Below are 14,734 nucleotides of genomic sequence, written 5' to 3' on the forward strand. Positions count from 1 at the left end.
CTTATTATCCAACACATCTAATCTGTCAGGTTAACCGTTTTTTCGGGTACAAACTGTAATTGAATGATATTTTTGAAGTAGAAACTGCTTTTGGAAGATAAGGGCCGCTTTTTGACTGCTATACGCCCGTTACTATTGCCCCGGCCTTCACCCTGGCTATTCAACAGATTCCAGAAAACGACCCGAAGATTACGGTCCGGTTCCTCGATCAGCGCCCTGCAAATGTGACCGAACTCTTCCTGACTGATGTATTCAAATATATTGGAAAGTGCGGCTTTGGTTATCGAGCTACCGTATTTAGACAGCAGATGTTCCATGGCTTCCCCTTCAACAACCTGCATTTTACCAAGCTGTTGTCTTAAAAATGCATAATTTCTCCTGCGGTAACAGGGAGGCAGTACATCGGCGGGTAGATTTCGGAGGCCAAAAAAGAAAAAGCGAAAATGGAAATTAGCGCTTAATAAGGCAGAACTGACTTGTTTTAAAAGGCGATCGTAAAAAGCCGGTCCGATAGGGTCCGAAGCATATTTCAGTAAATTTGAATCACGTCCCCGTTGTAAATTTTCTTCGCTATAATATGCGATGAACGCAGGTTTAAAATCACTGTTATCCAGATGCGCTTTAAAGAAGGCATATTGTGCCTTAATGTTATCAAACCGAATGAGTTGCTGAAGCTTATCCTGTATATCCTGATCAAGGGTATCATAAAACGACGTAATATAACTTTCGAGCTTTCCCGAAGTCAGCAGACCACCGGGATGTTCGTCAAAAAATGCCGACCAAAAGGATTGTTCACCTGATGCCAGCGTTTTCATTAATGTATTCCAGGCATCATTAACCGCTGTTTTACCGGCAAAGCCCAACAAGGCATAAAACACTTCATAATCATGATTCAGTACAATATGTTTTTTTAACAGCAGTAGTTTGTTTTGAAATGGATTCAGGTCGATAGCTGTTACGCTGGCCGGATTCCTGAGCAGTGCATTTAAAACATTGCAGCCTGCCGAAGTAATAACCAACAAATGATCAGTTTGATCTATCTCGAGCGCTTCGTACAGAGAATGACTGTCTTCCCATACAAGGGAATAACGAATGAGATCCAGGTTGAGCTGCGTAAATTCTGACTTCATTTATTTCAGTTTATGGTATAGCACTTTGGAATGATGTCTGTTGTCTACCGGTATTTGAGCCACCAACTCGATGCTTTTGATAATTCCGGGTGAAAAATGAGCAGACAGTATTTGTTGTACTTCCTCCTTCCCAAGCTGGCCCTGTACCAGGATTTTGAAGCCATCACTGTCACTTATTGCAGCAGCTTGCTGCACTCCGGGCTGTAGTACCAGCAAGTGCTCTATCTGGAAATGTTGTATACCCTGATGTGGTTTTTCGTTACCTATCCTGGCTGTCAGGTAAAGCTGGCCATCAGGTGTCAGGTAGCCTATATCGCCTGTATTCAGCCAGCCTCCTTCTTTAGTTGTGGCTACGTGCTTCCCCTTTACTTCGATCTCACCTGCATTAAATGATCCGCTGGATGTATGTATTACGACTGGCCTGCTGATCCTAAATTCCAGTTCTTTACAGGGGATGCCTACCGCATAACCATTCAATGGATCTTCTGGCAAAGTATCCACTTGCCTTATAGCGATTGGTTCGGCCTCTGATGAGCCATAAATGATATAAAACGCTGCATGGGGAAAATAAGGTCTTAAAGCGTGTACCAGATCCAAGGGGACTGGTGAACCACCAATAACCACTGTTTTCACTGATGCAAACGACCGTATGCTGCCTTTTAAAAAATTGATAAGGCTTTTTAAATAAAATACATTGCCGCTCAGACGTGCAACTTGTTGAGATTCCAATTGTGCTATTACCCTGGCTGGGTCTAAACTGACCATTTGGAATCCTGGTATATCTGGTAAAATACTAACCAAACCGGAGGCCAGATTATGCAGGATAACATTAGGAAATAAAGGAAAATCACGGCTTCCTTTGTCAGCAGGGAATAGTTTTTTGATGAGCAAATGCTGAGCGGAAAATACCTGGTGACTCCGAAAAATCCCCTTCGGTTCTCCGGTGGTTCCCGAACTATAGGTAATCAGTGCGGGTTGATCAGGTGGCACCTGTTCTGGCTGCCATGTCATAGATCTTTTGACTGTATGATTGACATACAAGTATTTGAGCCCAATCAGCTTCAGGATTAAGTGTAATAGTACTCCTGGTTTTTTGGCCGCGATAATAACTTTAATATGTTGTTTTTTAATAGTTGACAGGAGTACTTTTATACCGGCTTTTGCCGGAGGAATAACAGGAACGGCTCCTATGCTTTGTATAGCCAATAGGGCGTTAATAGAATCAACACTAGCCGGAATTGCCAGCAAAACAGGAGCACCAGGCGCTGCATGTAGTTGCAATAAATGGCGAAAATTAGATATATGCTGTAGTAAATTTCTGTTAGAAAGGCCTCTGCTACCATCCAGACCCGGCCAAAAGATTAGCTCATTATCTTGTGATTCGTTAAGTGTAGCATGTATGTAATTATAAAAATTAACCACTGGATGATTTAGGTTTTAATAAATTTATGGACCTTGTGCCTACATTCAGCAGGCTTACGATATTAATGCAGAATAGGGTATGTTCCGCCAAATACTTACTATGATAGCACCAACATCAGTAAGGCTAACAGATTCATTCCAGGGAACAAGCATTAAAATAGTTAAAAAATTTAAGCATTTTGGTAAAGATTCTTTCAGTGCATGGGTCAACGGAAGAGCGGTATGATCCAACAGATCCTTTACAGAACTCAGGGGACAAAGGTATAACCCTGCAACTTCGTTATCTTTAAAATTGATGGAGCCAATTGATTTACTATCTATTTCAGCTATATATAAATCTCTTCGTTCACAATTATATAAATTTATCTCGGGTTTAATATCTTCTATCATATAGCTATTTATATGATAAAAATTTGAATTTAGCAGGTGACCTATTTGAATGCCCAATTCTTCTTCCATCTCTTTCAATACCGTAGTATGAGAAGATTCATTTCCAATAACATGTCCCCCCACAGACATATCTAAATGGCCCGGATATTCAAACTTTGTAAAAGATCTTACCTGCAAAATAAAAACCGGGTCATTAACATCATTCCTGCTATAGAGTAATAAATGAACCGCTTTATGTTTCAAGCCTAATAAGTGAAAAATCCATCTTGGGGCCTCAATATTTAAACTTTCACCATCTTTATCGACCATCAGTAATGGTTCGGCTCCATCATTAAGCCCTAAAATATTTTTAAATGGTGAGATTTCGGTTACTATCTTATCAATTTCATCTTGCTTTAATTCCTTATTATAAAGCTCCCTTCTAAGTTCCTTAACTCTTTCCATCAAAAAAAACTCATTCATAATTCGCTTTAATATATAATACCCTAATGTATATATTATTAATAAAATGTATATATAATTAATAATATATATTGTATTCGCCAATCACATCCTGTTAACCTGTTAATTATTATAGTGCTCATGGCTGTTTTTTGTTGCTAAATTTCATCTTAAAATATTTTCTATAAATACTTTGCAATTCAAAGTACTTATATGTAGCTTTGAATTGCAAAGTGCTTTTTATAAATATATTTAATAATATAAACCAATTGTTATGACACAAGATGAAATACTCAGCCATCTGAATGACCCGGGGAAACTTGAAAAGATGTATCGGTCTGATAAAGTAAATTTTAAACGGATTTTCCGTGCACTGTATCCGGAGCTCAAAAGCAATAGCCTTGCTGATTTCTGGAATGAAAGACTGAATTACGAAAGTGATGAGATCAACTGGGGTACGGGCAGGGAATTATTATTAGTCATAATTGCTTCACTCGCGGCAGGCCTTATCGCTAAACTGCCGGCGATTTTATCTATAAACGAAGAATTTTTTTATACCAGGAACATTGGTTTTATCGTTTTCCCGATTTTAACGGTTTATTTTTCCTGGAAAAACAAATTATCAGCCGGTAAAATTGCTTTTATTGCTGGTTTAACCCTTGCGGGATTGATTTTTATCAATTCCTTTCCTGATATTAAAACCAGCGATACCCTCACTTTGTCCTGTATTCACCTGGCGTTATTTTTATGGTCGGTACTGGGCTTTGCTTTTGTAGCCGGGTATAGAAACAGCGAGGAAAAACGGCTTAACTTTTTGAAGTACAATGGCGATCTGGTGGTTATGGCAGCCCTTATCCTGATAGCAGGTGGAATCATGAGCGCTATAACCGTCGGGCTTTTCTCGCTGATCGGTTTTAATATTGAAGAGTTTTATTTCAAAAATATTGGAATATTGGGGCTTGCCGCCGTACCGGTTGTGGGCACTTATCTTACCCAAACCAATCCACAACTGGTAGGTAAGGTTTCTCCTGTAATTGCTAAACTATTCAGTCCGCTGGTTCTGGTGATGCTGGTAGTTTACCTTACAGCAATAGTTTATTCCGGTAAAGATCCTTATAACGACCGTGAATTCTTAATGATGTTCAATGCTTTATTGATCGGTGTTATGGCCATTATCTTCTTTTCCGTTGCCGAAACATCTAAGACAACTAAAAGTAATGCGGAAGTCTGGGTGCTCTTTCTACTGTCCGCGGTGACTATAATAGTTAATGGAGTTGCGCTTTCTGCGATTTTGTTCCGGATTTCAGAATGGGGGTTTACACCAAACAGGGCTGCTGTTCTTGGGGGTAATGTCTTGATCCTGATAAATCTGCTGTTGATCACCGTGCAGCTTTTTAGGGTGCTTTCAAAAAAGACCGATTTAAGTGGGGTAGGGAAAGCCATTGCCTTTTACCTGCCCGTTTACTTTTTATGGACAATTATTGTGACTTTTATATTTCCGCTGATATTTGGGTTTAAATAAAGAAGCAGAATTTCTAAGGAACAAGATTTTTAATTGTCATAAAATGAGAGGAACCGGGTTAAGGCATTAGTTTTCTTTTTAAAAAATCGGCTGTGGCCGCACTTACTTTAACCGCATTTGAATATTTCATCCAGTGATGTGTGTCATCAGGAATGGAAAGGTATTCAAATTCAAATTTCTTGTCTTCAAAACGCCTGGCCAGATCCACGCTCTGACTAAAATTGACATTGCGGTCGTCGTCCGCATGGATGATCAGCGTGGGAGAGGTCCAGGTGTTTACATAAGTGACCGGAGAAGATTCAATTGCTTTTTTTTCAGCCAGTGCTGCATCCGGAGCTTCCGGTCTGTTGTCGGCGACGGAACTGCTAAAACGGTTATTTACTCCATGGATGTCTACTCCGGCAGCAAATAGGCGGGAATCTTTACCCAGTGCAAGGGCTACTAAAAAACCACCGTAAGAGCCACCGTAGATTCCGATGCGACCAGCATCTATGCCAGGCTGTATAGCCAGCCATTCGCCTGCAGCTTTGACATCGAGGTATTCGGATGCGCCCTGCGCGCCGGCATTTTGCGGTTTATGAAAATCGTAACCATAGCCTGTCCCCAGTCTGTAATTTACAGAGAGAACGGTAAAACCGATACTGCACAGGTATTGATTTAATGCATAATCTATCGAATAGTAGTCCATATGGTGCCAGCCTAAAAGCATTTGCCGCTGCGGACCTCCGTGAACATAAACTATGGCAGGTCTTTTAACTGATGCTGATGTCTTCTTTAAGGGTGTAAAAAGCTGCCCATACACCAGATTCCCGTCTGCTGCCCTGAATGTAACCTGTGCCGGGGTCACCAGTTGTTTTGACGGGAAATCAGCAGGTATCATCGTTTCGCCGATTAAATGGAAATCTTTGTTCTTGTCTTTCAAAAAAGCAGGCAGCAGGGGCCTTTGGGCGGTTCCGCTCAGGAACAGAACGGTCGAAGAGTTTCCACTTATCACTGGATAAGTTTCCATTCCTGTCCCAAAAGTAAGCGCAGTCATACCGGCTTTGGCAATGGACACTTTATAGATATGCCGGCGGTCTATATCGGTTTTTTCTTTGCCGGTATTGGCACTGAACAGCAACGATTTTTTATCATTACTCAGCCTGACGTGCTCTATAGCATAATTACCAGGAGTCAGTAATGTCTTTTGCATGCCATCCGGGTTCATGCTGTACAAGTGCGGCCAGCCATCCTCATAGGAGGAGAAAACAATTTTGTGATCGGCCCACATTAAATTTGTGCCGCCATCCATTGATGGTAAAGAGCCTCTTAATGTCTCGGGTGCCTTCCAGATCTGAATTCCGGTTTCAGCCGTAATATCGGCCTTCCATATTGCCCATGGCTGATGCTTCCTTGATAAAATAGAATCAGGGGCACCACCGGTACCGGGAGTCCGGACGAAGACCAGCTCTTTTCCGTCCGGGGACCAGCGCGGTGAATTGTCTTTGGATAAAGCGGGCATGATCCATTGAACCGGTGTTTCCTGATTGCTGTATATGCCTATAAAAGAATGATCTGACCTCAGGGACACAAAGGCAAGTTTGGTGCCGTCAGGTGACCAGGTGATGCTGCTGTTTATTCCTTTGGCGTAAAATAGCTGCTTCGCAGGTGAGGCACCATTGATGGGCGAGGTCATGACCTGCCCATTTTTTATAAAGGTGATGTGTTCATTGTCCGGGTTGATTACGGGATTGTCTCCTTCGGCCAGTTCATTTACCTTTCCACCGGAAAATGGTACAGAGCAAACCAGTACTTTTGGAAGAACAGGGGCCGATGCCGCATTAACGGGAACTGTGCCCTCTCTTGATCCATGATCTCCTCCTCTGACGAATACGATCCATTTTCCGTCATCTGAAATGGATAAACCGGTAATTTCCTGCGCATCATCGAGGTCATAGGCGGTTACTTTATTGGGCATATAGTCTGGTCCTGTTGCTGTATAAATATTTCGTCTGCCTTCCTGATTTACCGCCCATGCTATCTTGTCTTCCTGCCTGGATGCGGTGAGTTCTGAGGGGAAAGGATAACTCAGGACAGATTTAAGACTAAAGGACTGTGAAAAACCAATATTTGTTATCGCTGTTAAAGAAATTAGAAGGAGTATTTTTCTCATTGCAATTGTTTTCGTTCATTTGAAGGAATAATTTATAAAAAAAAGCCCTGACTTATAGTTGTCAGGGCTTTTTAGGGGTATTTTTTATAAAATTGTTACTGGTCCCACCAAAGTTTTGTTGTTCTCGGGACTTCAGCAGGGACGTTTGCGCCGTTTTTGCTTCTTTCACCTGTTGGATAATCCAGACGGCGAATGTAATCGGGCAGTATCTTATTTGACGGTAATGAGAAATTTCTATAAGCATAGTCGTGGCGGCGCGCATCATTCCAGGCTTCAGGGTTTAAGTAAGTGGCGACGTACTTCTCTTTGAAGATCAGGTCTTTGGTAAGACTTGCAGCACCTACAGCGGCTGCGGCCATATAGGTTATCCTTTCCGGATCATCTGATGCAACTTTTAGTTTGTCCATATTGGCATTGACGCCTGCCAGATAAGCTGCATATGCTCTTGGCTTGTCAATGGCAAATGCCGCCTCTGCTTCAATAAATTTAAGCTCAGCGTAAGTAACCAGTAAAAGAGGTGATACATCTGAGGTCCATGGAGAGCTTACGGCGATGTAATTTTCATCTTTTACGGTATTGTTATTGGGTGGATTAGACCTGTTGCCGGATCCATTTACAGTTCCAATCCATTTTGCGTAGTTTGGCATGTTCGGGACCGTTGTCGGGTCGGTGATCTTCCTGATCCTTGGATCAAAAACACCATACGATGCACCGTTAAGATGATCTACCAGTTGTTCTGAAAGCCATCCACCCAGTGATAAGGCTGCATTGTCCCTTGCTACCTGTGCCCAGCTATTGTACAATACAAAAGTGGCCATGCCGGCATCCTGATCATTGGACGTGTAGGATTTAGATACGGCATCTAAAACTGCGGCCGCATCAAAGCTGGCTGTTTTACTTACTTTGATCAGTAACCTTGCTTTCAATGCATAGGCGGTACGCAGCCATTTCTCTCTGGCGGTGAGACCTGGAGTAGAAATTGATTTTGTACCATAGATCATATCGCTCCCCGGAACAAGCTTAAGCGATGCAGGAGCATCTGATTTGGTCAATTCAACGATGGCTTCGTCAATTAAAGCCATAGCAGCTTTGTAAATATCCTGTTCGCTGTCATACTTTGGAGTGAAATTCTTCGTATTGAAAGCTTCTGAAAAAGGCCCTGCTCCCCAAAGATCATTCATCAGTGTCAGATTGTAGGCAATTAATACATCGGCTACTCCCTTATATTCACTGGCGCTTTGTGCAACGGCCAGCTTTTTAAGCTCATTTGCATCAGCCATGGCGAAATAGAGCGCGTCCCATTGTGTAGTAAAGTTGATATTCTGGTAAGTGTCACTGGCGGCACTGGCACTCGGATTTGCTGTATATTGCACATAAGGATTGGTGATGCTGGCGATGGTATAGCTGTTCAGTCCGGCCTTGGTAGTGGATGTTGCCAGCAGAGCGCTCATAGGGGGGATGGTAACCAGATTTGGATTATTGGTCAGTTCATCAAAATAACTCTTACTGCAGCCTGTCAACAGCGTGAGAACAGATATTGCTGCGATTAGTGTATGTTTATATAATTTTTGCATGATCTCTTCGATTAAAATCCAACATTAAGGGTGAATAAAAAGGAACGGGCAGAAGGATAAGTAAAGCCCGCGGCTCCGTCCACGTTGCTGCCGCTGTCGGCAGATACAGATTCAGGATCCAGCCCATAGTATTTGGTCCAAAGCCATAAATTATTACCCGTTACGGAAACTGCAACATTTCTGATGGAATTTTTTGGCAGCCAGTTGGTTGGCAGTCTATAGGACAGGCTTGCAGAACGTAACCTCACCCATGATGCATCCTGCACAAATGGCTCTGACAATACCCTGTGGTACAAACGGTAATAACCTTCCCCGTAGTTTACCCCATCAGGGCCTGTAGTTTGTCCTAACCAAACTGATTTGGTATTGGGGGTCCCGTCCGCCAGCACGCCCTCAAAGACTTTGAAATCTCTGCGGTCCCGGGTATAGTCTGCAATCCCAAAAGCGGAATTGAAGTTTTCAAGTCTGTTGAATTTTTCAAAACCCACTCTGGCATCGAACAAGGTCGAAAGACTAATGTTTTTATAGCTGAAAGTATTAGAAAACCCAGCGATCCAGTCAGGCTGCGTATTGCCCAAAAGCTTTTGCTTGGTACTGGAATTGGTCGGGAAACCGTTTGCCCCGATAATTATCGGTCTGGATTCATCAGTAAACACCGGATCTTCAGTATCAGTTCCATAATACCTTAGGTAATACGATCCATAAATGTTGCCATATGGTTGTCCGGGGAGTAATTTCATGGTAATCGGAGAGTTGCCGTAACCACCTGTTGGTGCACTTTCTCCGTAGACAATTTCTGTCAGACCTTTATTTAGTTTAAGCACCTTATTCCGGTTGGCGGAAAAATTTAAGCTGGACTCCCATTTAAAATTCTGTGTTTTAACCGGTATGCCGTTCAATACAAGTTCTAATCCCTTATTTCTAATGTCTCCTACATTGATGAAGGCTGTTCCGTAACCTGTGGCAGAACTTATTTGCACCCTGGTGATCTGATCTTTACCCAGTGAATAGTAGTAGGTCGCATCAAAACTTAAGCGATTGTTCAGAAAAGCCATTTCCAGACCAGCTTCATAAGTGTTGGTAAATTCAGGTTTTAAGTCCGGGTCGCCAAGTGTGGAATTCAGGGTTACACCGCCCATTCCCGGAGGAAGGCTCAGGTAGTTTGCAAAGCCGTTTACCGAGGAATACGGCGGTGCATCTTTTCCGATCCGGGCATAAGATAACCTTAGTTTACTTTGATTAATAAACGATGGCAGTTTGAACTGATCGGAGAATACATAACTCAAACTTGCGGAAGGATAGAAGAAAGATCTTTTATCAGGGGCAAGGGAAGATGTAATGTCATTTCTGCCGGTAACAGATAGAAACAGCAGGTTCTTGTAGTCAAATGTTGCTTCCCCAAAATAACCATTGGAACGATAGTCGGTAATGTTTTGAGTAGGGGTAAGTACTTTTGCATTGGTCAGCCTGAAATCGTTGTATACTCCCAGTATGCTGCCCAAAACACCCTGGTCTTTTAAATGCCTGTCGTAAACTTCAAAACCCAGACGCAGGGTGGCTTTCAGGTCTTTTGCGAGTTCGGTAGACAATTGGGTCATCAATGTTGAATTGATTGCTCTGTAGGCTGAATTGTATTCTCCAACAAAACCATCTGCATTGTCATAAGAGTTTTCGCCTGGTAAATTGAGTTTGCCGGGCGCGGTCCGGAAACGGTTATCTGTATAATTATCTACTCCAATACGATAACTGAAATTCAGCCAGGTAAGCGGGTTGTATTCTACATTAAAACCTCCGATTAAGCGGTTTACCTTGTCTTTTAAACGGTTGGTCGCCGCTCCATAGATGGGGTTGTTGGTTCCCCGCCATACCTGCGTGCCATCGGGGTTAATGTAATCCTTTACATCCCATCGTCCTGAGTAATAGGTTAAACTTTCACCAAAACGGTCAGCGTCGTAACGGTATCCGCCCGAATTCGTAAAACTGATGTTTACACCCGCTTTGATTTTAGAACTGACAGTTATATCTGTATTTATCCTTGCAGACAGATTTTTATAATCTGTAAAAGGTAGCATACCGTCCTGCTGTAAGGCGGAAAGAGAAGAAAATACTTTTACCGCATCGGTTCCGCCTGTAATGTTGACGGAATTTCTGAACTGGTTGCCTGTTTCAAACGCCCGGTCGTAGTTATTGTAGAGGAAATCGGGGTGCGTTGGGTCAATAGCCTTAGCTTCTGCGATCGTCGGTCCCCAGGCAGGGCCCAGTCCAATGGGTGTATAGACACCCAGGATACCCGCGGTGTATTCTTGCTGGATCTCGGGAGTCTTATTGATGTTGTCTATGCCGTATGAGCTGCTGAAGCCTACACGAACACCATTTCCAGTTCCTTTTTTCGTAGTGATCACTACCACTCCATTGGCCCCTCGCAAGCCGTAAAGGGCGGTAGCTGCACCTCCTTTAAGGATGTTTATGGTTTCAATATCATCAGGGTTGATGTCTGATATCCTGTTGCCTACAGACCTTACATTCTGGCTTTGAGTTGACGCACTGTTTCCGGATCCGGCGCCCTGAATGGAAGTCGAATTGTCTACCTGTACGCCATCTATCACATAAAGCGGATCACCGGATATGCTGGCATCTATCGAATTTACACCCCTGATTCGGATATTGGCTCCCTGTCCGGGGCCGCCTCCCACACTGGTAATGGTAGCACCGGCGATTTTACCCTGCAGGGCGTTGATCACATTGGGCTGATGGTTAAAATTCAGGTCTTCGGACTTAACCCCCTGGGCAGCATAGCCCAGCGATTTCTTCTGCCGTGTAATACCCATCGCAGTAGATACTACCACTTCCTCAAGCTGTTTGCTGTCTGCGGTGAGTGTTATGTTAATAGAAGACTGGTTACCGATGCCGATTTCCCTGGTTAAATATCCGATTGAGCTGATCACAAGCGTCTGGTTGCTGCCGGATACCTGGATTTTAAAATTTCCGGAGGCGTCGGTGGTAGTGCCGTTTGAAGTTCCTTTAAGTTGAATGCTGACTCCTGGCAGAGGAGTGCCGTCGTCGGCAGCAGTAATTTTTCCATTAATGGTCTTTACCTGAGCTTGTAAAGTGAGGTTTGCCAGTAAAAAAAATGGAAGAAAAAGGAGAGTAAGGGTTTTTCTCATAGTTTACGGGAATTTAGGTTAGTTTTAGTTACTGCAATATATAGAATTTGCTATTGAAAACCGATTTTTGTTAGAAATAGGGTTTAGAATTGGAAATTAAGCTAGTAATGTCCGGGATTGCCATCCTATTTATTAATGAATTACCTTTTTTTGACGATTTTGTAAAAAAATACGAGTGCTTTTAACAAGTGGTTTATACATTGGGACGTTATCAATTCTGCATGATATTTTAGATCTTAGAGAAATTGTGCTGAGCGCTTTTTTTAAAAAGATCAATATTATTACACTGTTCAGTAAAACAACAATTGAGTTGAAATTGGTTGTGACACAGTTATTTCTGTTAAAAATAGAGGACTAGATTTATTGACAGGCATTTAAAAAAGGGGTTTTTTAATGATTAAATTGGCTAAAAAGTTCCAAATCATTTTCAAAATGATTTGGAACTTGTATATTTGCAACCACAATAAAACGCCTGTGCTTATTTTACAGGATAAATACCAATGCGAAAGTAGCTCAGTTGGTAGAGCACGACCTTGCCAAGGTCGGGGTCGCGAGTTCGAATCTCGTCTTTCGCTCTATAAAAAAAGCCTTCCAAACGGAAGGCTTTTTTTATAGCCGATTTTTTTGCTAAAGACTAGAAATTTGGTTTTAATACATATTTTTCATAGAACCTGAAAATGTGTTCTGTGGCTTCTTCAGCAGTATCTACCAGTCTGAACAGGTTTAAGTCTTCCGCGTGAATGTTGTGTTCTTTGTCCAGCATAGTGGTTTTAATCCATTCTACCAGACCGCTCCAGTATGCTTTACCGATAAGGACGATCGGGAACCTGGCGATCTTTCCGGTCTGGATGAGTGTGATCGCTTCAAACATTTCATCCATTGTACCCATTCCGCCCGGCAATACAATGAAGCCCTGTGAGTATTTCATGAACATCACCTTTCTGATGAAGAAATAATCGAATTCGAGCAGTTTATTGTGGTCAATGTATTTATTGTGGAACTGTTCAAAAGGCAGTTCTATATTTAATCCGACCGATTTACCGCCGTTGGTGTGCGCACCTTTGTTACCGGCTTCCATGATGCCGGGGCCACCGCCTGTGATCACGCCATAGCCTCTGTCGGTCAGCAGCTTGCCGCATTCCACGGCAATTTCATAATATTTGTTGGTCTCGGCAGTTCTGGCTGATCCAAATATAGATACGCAGGGGCCTATTTTGGCGAGTTTCTCAAAGCCGTCAACAAATTCGGCCATGATCTTAAAGATCTGCCAGGAGTCGGTTACTTTTATTTCCTGCCAGTTTTTGTTTTCAAATGCACTTCTTATTTTCTCTTCACTTGTCATACGATAGGTATTTCGGGTATTAAAATTTGGTTTGCTGGTCCGTTTTTTTGCTGATCAGCAATAATCCGGTAAAGGTGATCAGTCCGTTGACAAGGATCAGCTCTACACTGAATTTATAGCCGCCCAGCAACTGGACCGAATAGTCGTTCAGCAGATAGCAGATAGCTGGTGAAATGATACAAACGAATGGAACCAGTTTGTCGCGCAGGCCCCTGTTCCTTACAAACAGTCCAAAGCTGTAAAGCCCCAAAAGAGGGCCGTAGGTGTAAGAGGCTACCCTGAAAATTCCATTAACCACAGATTCATCATTCAATGCGTTAAATACAATGATCACCAGGAACATCAGCAATGAAAAGGCGACATGCACGATATGGCGTTTGTTTACAGAGGCTTTTGAATTTGAATTGTCTCCCTTGTCCATTTGTAAAAAATCAACACAGAAAGATGTTGTTAAGGCAGTTAGCGCGGAGTCTGTAGTGGCAAAAGTAGCTGCTGTTAACCCAAGCATAAAAACTATCCCGGGGATGAGTGCTAAGTGGTTAAAAGCAATTTCTGGAAACAGAAAGTCTGTTCTTGGTTTTCCGGTAACGTGGTCTAAAGGAATGTCTATGCCATTTTTTGTCGCATATATGTACAATAAAGCACCTACGCTTAAAAAGAAAATGTTGAGGATTACAAATACCCCTGTAAAAGTAAACATGTTCTTTTGAGCCTCGCCTATAGTTTTCATACTCAGGTTTTTCTGCATCAGGTCCTGGTCAAGGCCGGTCATGGCTATGGTGACAAAGATCCCGCCAAGGAGTTGTTTGCTGAAATGGAATTTGCTGGTCAGGAAATCTTCGTAAAAGAATATTTTAGAGTAGCCGCTGTTTTTTATGGTCTCAAATGTTTTTGGAATGTCCAGATCGAGGCTGCTGCAAATAAAGTAAAGAGTAAGAAATACGGAAAGGACAAGGAAAAATGTTTGCAGTGTGTCGGTGATGATAATGGTTTTTAGTCCGCCTTTGAACGTATACGACCAGATTAAGATCAGTGAAATCAATACCGTAACCCAGAAAGGAATTCCGTAGTTCTCGAATATAAAGCGCTGAAGCACGATAACCACCAGGTATAAACGGAATGCGGAACCAATGGTCCTGCTGATTAAAAAGATAGAGGCTGCCGTTTTATAGCTGTAATGTCCCAGTCTTTGCTCGATGTAACTGTAAATAGAGGTGAGCTTCATTCTATAATAGAGTGGCAGCAAAACGGTAGCAATGATGATAAAGCCTATGGCATTTCCGAGAATGAACTGAAAGTACTGGAACTGGTTTCCTGCGGGCGCGCCAACTTCCCCGGGAACCGAGATAAAAGTAACTCCGGAAAGCGCAGTGCCGATCATTCCAAAAGCCACCAAATACCATTTTGAGTTTCTGTTGGCTATAAAAAAGGTAGAGTTGTCTGATGATTTCCTTGAGGTTGCAAATGCAATAATGATCAGAATAAGGAAGTAACCAATTAAAAAAGACAGTAGTATAGCCGGACTCATAAGTTGGGTTTGTTAAGGTTCTAAATGTAAGAAACCATCATGAGTTTCCGCACATAATTGCTCAAAATT

9 protein-coding genes and 1 tRNA gene are annotated in these 14,734 nt (G+C 42.4%); 2 read left to right on the forward strand and 8 right to left on the reverse strand.

The genetic code is table 11. From position 1 onward, the window contains the following. Positions 1 to 17 precede the first annotated feature (17 nt). From VK541_RS19680 to VK541_RS19690, 3 genes are read right to left on the reverse strand one after another with little or no spacing between them, the layout of a single operon-like run. Positions 18 to 1,130, reverse strand: a complete 1,113-nt coding sequence (locus VK541_RS19680; RefSeq protein ID WP_324372138.1) for a DUF3419 family protein — start codon at positions 1,128 to 1,130, stop codon at positions 18 to 20. Next, positions 1,131 to 2,552 carry an AMP-binding protein gene (locus VK541_RS19685; protein WP_324372139.1) on the reverse strand — a complete coding sequence of 474 codons (1,422 nt, stop codon included), beginning with the start codon at positions 2,550 to 2,552 and terminating at the stop codon, positions 1,131 to 1,133. It lies immediately after the preceding gene. Between the two features lie 54 nt (positions 2,553 to 2,606). Next, positions 2,607 to 3,404: an NUDIX domain-containing protein gene (locus VK541_RS19690; protein ID WP_324372141.1), complete on the reverse strand. Its 798-nt coding sequence runs from the start codon at positions 3,402 to 3,404 to the stop codon at positions 2,607 to 2,609. Between the two features lie 253 nt (positions 3,405 to 3,657). On the opposite strand from VK541_RS19690, the gene VK541_RS19695 reads away from it, so the two are divergent. Next, a complete protein-coding gene (locus tag VK541_RS19695; protein ID WP_324372142.1) occupies positions 3,658 to 4,905 on the forward strand; it encodes a hypothetical protein in 1,248 nt (415 codons plus the stop codon). A 58-nt stretch (positions 4,906 to 4,963) separates the two neighbouring features. Here VK541_RS19695 and VK541_RS19700 read toward each other — a convergent pair whose 3' ends face one another. The 3 genes from VK541_RS19700 to VK541_RS19710 all read right to left on the reverse strand — a co-directional run bounded on the left by VK541_RS19700 (position 4,964) and on the right by VK541_RS19710 (position 11,795). Beyond that, positions 4,964 to 7,057, reverse strand: coding sequence for a S9 family peptidase (locus VK541_RS19700; protein WP_324372143.1), 2,094 nt, complete (start codon positions 7,055 to 7,057; stop codon positions 4,964 to 4,966). 95 nt (positions 7,058 to 7,152) lie between these two features. Beyond that, positions 7,153 to 8,631, reverse strand: a complete 1,479-nt coding sequence (locus VK541_RS19705) for a SusD/RagB family nutrient-binding outer membrane lipoprotein (protein WP_324372144.1) — start codon at positions 8,629 to 8,631, stop codon at positions 7,153 to 7,155. A gap of 11 nt (positions 8,632 to 8,642) precedes the next feature. Next, the gene (locus VK541_RS19710) at positions 8,643 to 11,795 is read right to left on the reverse strand and encodes a SusC/RagA family TonB-linked outer membrane protein (RefSeq protein ID WP_324372146.1); all 3,153 of its coding nucleotides are present in this window, start codon (positions 11,793 to 11,795) and stop codon (positions 8,643 to 8,645) included. A gap of 502 nt (positions 11,796 to 12,297) precedes the next feature. Between VK541_RS19710 and VK541_RS19715 the strand changes: the two genes are divergently transcribed. Continuing rightward, positions 12,298 to 12,370: transfer RNA gene (locus VK541_RS19715), tRNA-Gly, on the forward strand. Between the two features lie 59 nt (positions 12,371 to 12,429). Here VK541_RS19715 and VK541_RS19720 read toward each other — a convergent pair. Beyond that, on the reverse strand, positions 12,430 to 13,137 hold the full coding sequence (locus VK541_RS19720) for a TIGR00730 family Rossman fold protein (protein WP_324372147.1): 708 nt from the start codon (positions 13,135 to 13,137) through the stop codon (positions 12,430 to 12,432). A gap of 19 nt (positions 13,138 to 13,156) precedes the next feature. Then, positions 13,157 to 14,665 carry a sodium:solute symporter gene (locus VK541_RS19725; RefSeq protein WP_324372148.1) on the reverse strand — a complete coding sequence of 503 codons (1,509 nt, stop codon included), beginning with the start codon at positions 14,663 to 14,665 and terminating at the stop codon, positions 13,157 to 13,159. Between the last annotated feature and the right edge of the window lie 69 nt (positions 14,666 to 14,734).

The sequence above is a fragment of the Pedobacter sp. genome (genome assembly GCF_035317785.1).
Lineage (GTDB): Bacteria > Bacteroidota > Bacteroidia > Sphingobacteriales > Sphingobacteriaceae > Pedobacter.

What these genes read in the sequence shown, in the direction of transcription:
- VK541_RS19680 (WP_324372138.1), bottom strand. Translation starts at nt 1,130, where the DNA reads ATGAAGTCAGAATTTACGCAGCTCAACCTGGATCTCATTCGTTATTCC.
- VK541_RS19690 (WP_324372141.1), bottom strand. Translation starts at nt 3,404, where the DNA reads ATGAATGAGTTTTTTTTGATGGAAAGAGTTAAGGAACTTAGAAGGGAG.
- VK541_RS19695 (WP_324372142.1), top strand. Translation starts at nt 3,658, where the DNA reads ATGACACAAGATGAAATACTCAGCCATCTGAATGACCCGGGGAAACTT.
- VK541_RS19700 (WP_324372143.1), bottom strand. Translation starts at nt 7,057, where the DNA reads ATGAGAAAAATACTCCTTCTAATTTCTTTAACAGCGATAACAAATATT.
- VK541_RS19705 (WP_324372144.1), bottom strand. Translation starts at nt 8,631, where the DNA reads ATGCAAAAATTATATAAACATACACTAATCGCAGCAATATCTGTTCTC.
- VK541_RS19710 (WP_324372146.1), bottom strand. Translation starts at nt 11,795, where the DNA reads ATGAGAAAAACCCTTACTCTCCTTTTTCTTCCATTTTTTTTACTGGCA.
- VK541_RS19720 (WP_324372147.1), bottom strand. Translation starts at nt 13,137, where the DNA reads ATGACAAGTGAAGAGAAAATAAGAAGTGCATTTGAAAACAAAAACTGG.
- VK541_RS19725 (WP_324372148.1), bottom strand. Translation starts at nt 14,665, where the DNA reads ATGAGTCCGGCTATACTACTGTCTTTTTTAATTGGTTACTTCCTTATT.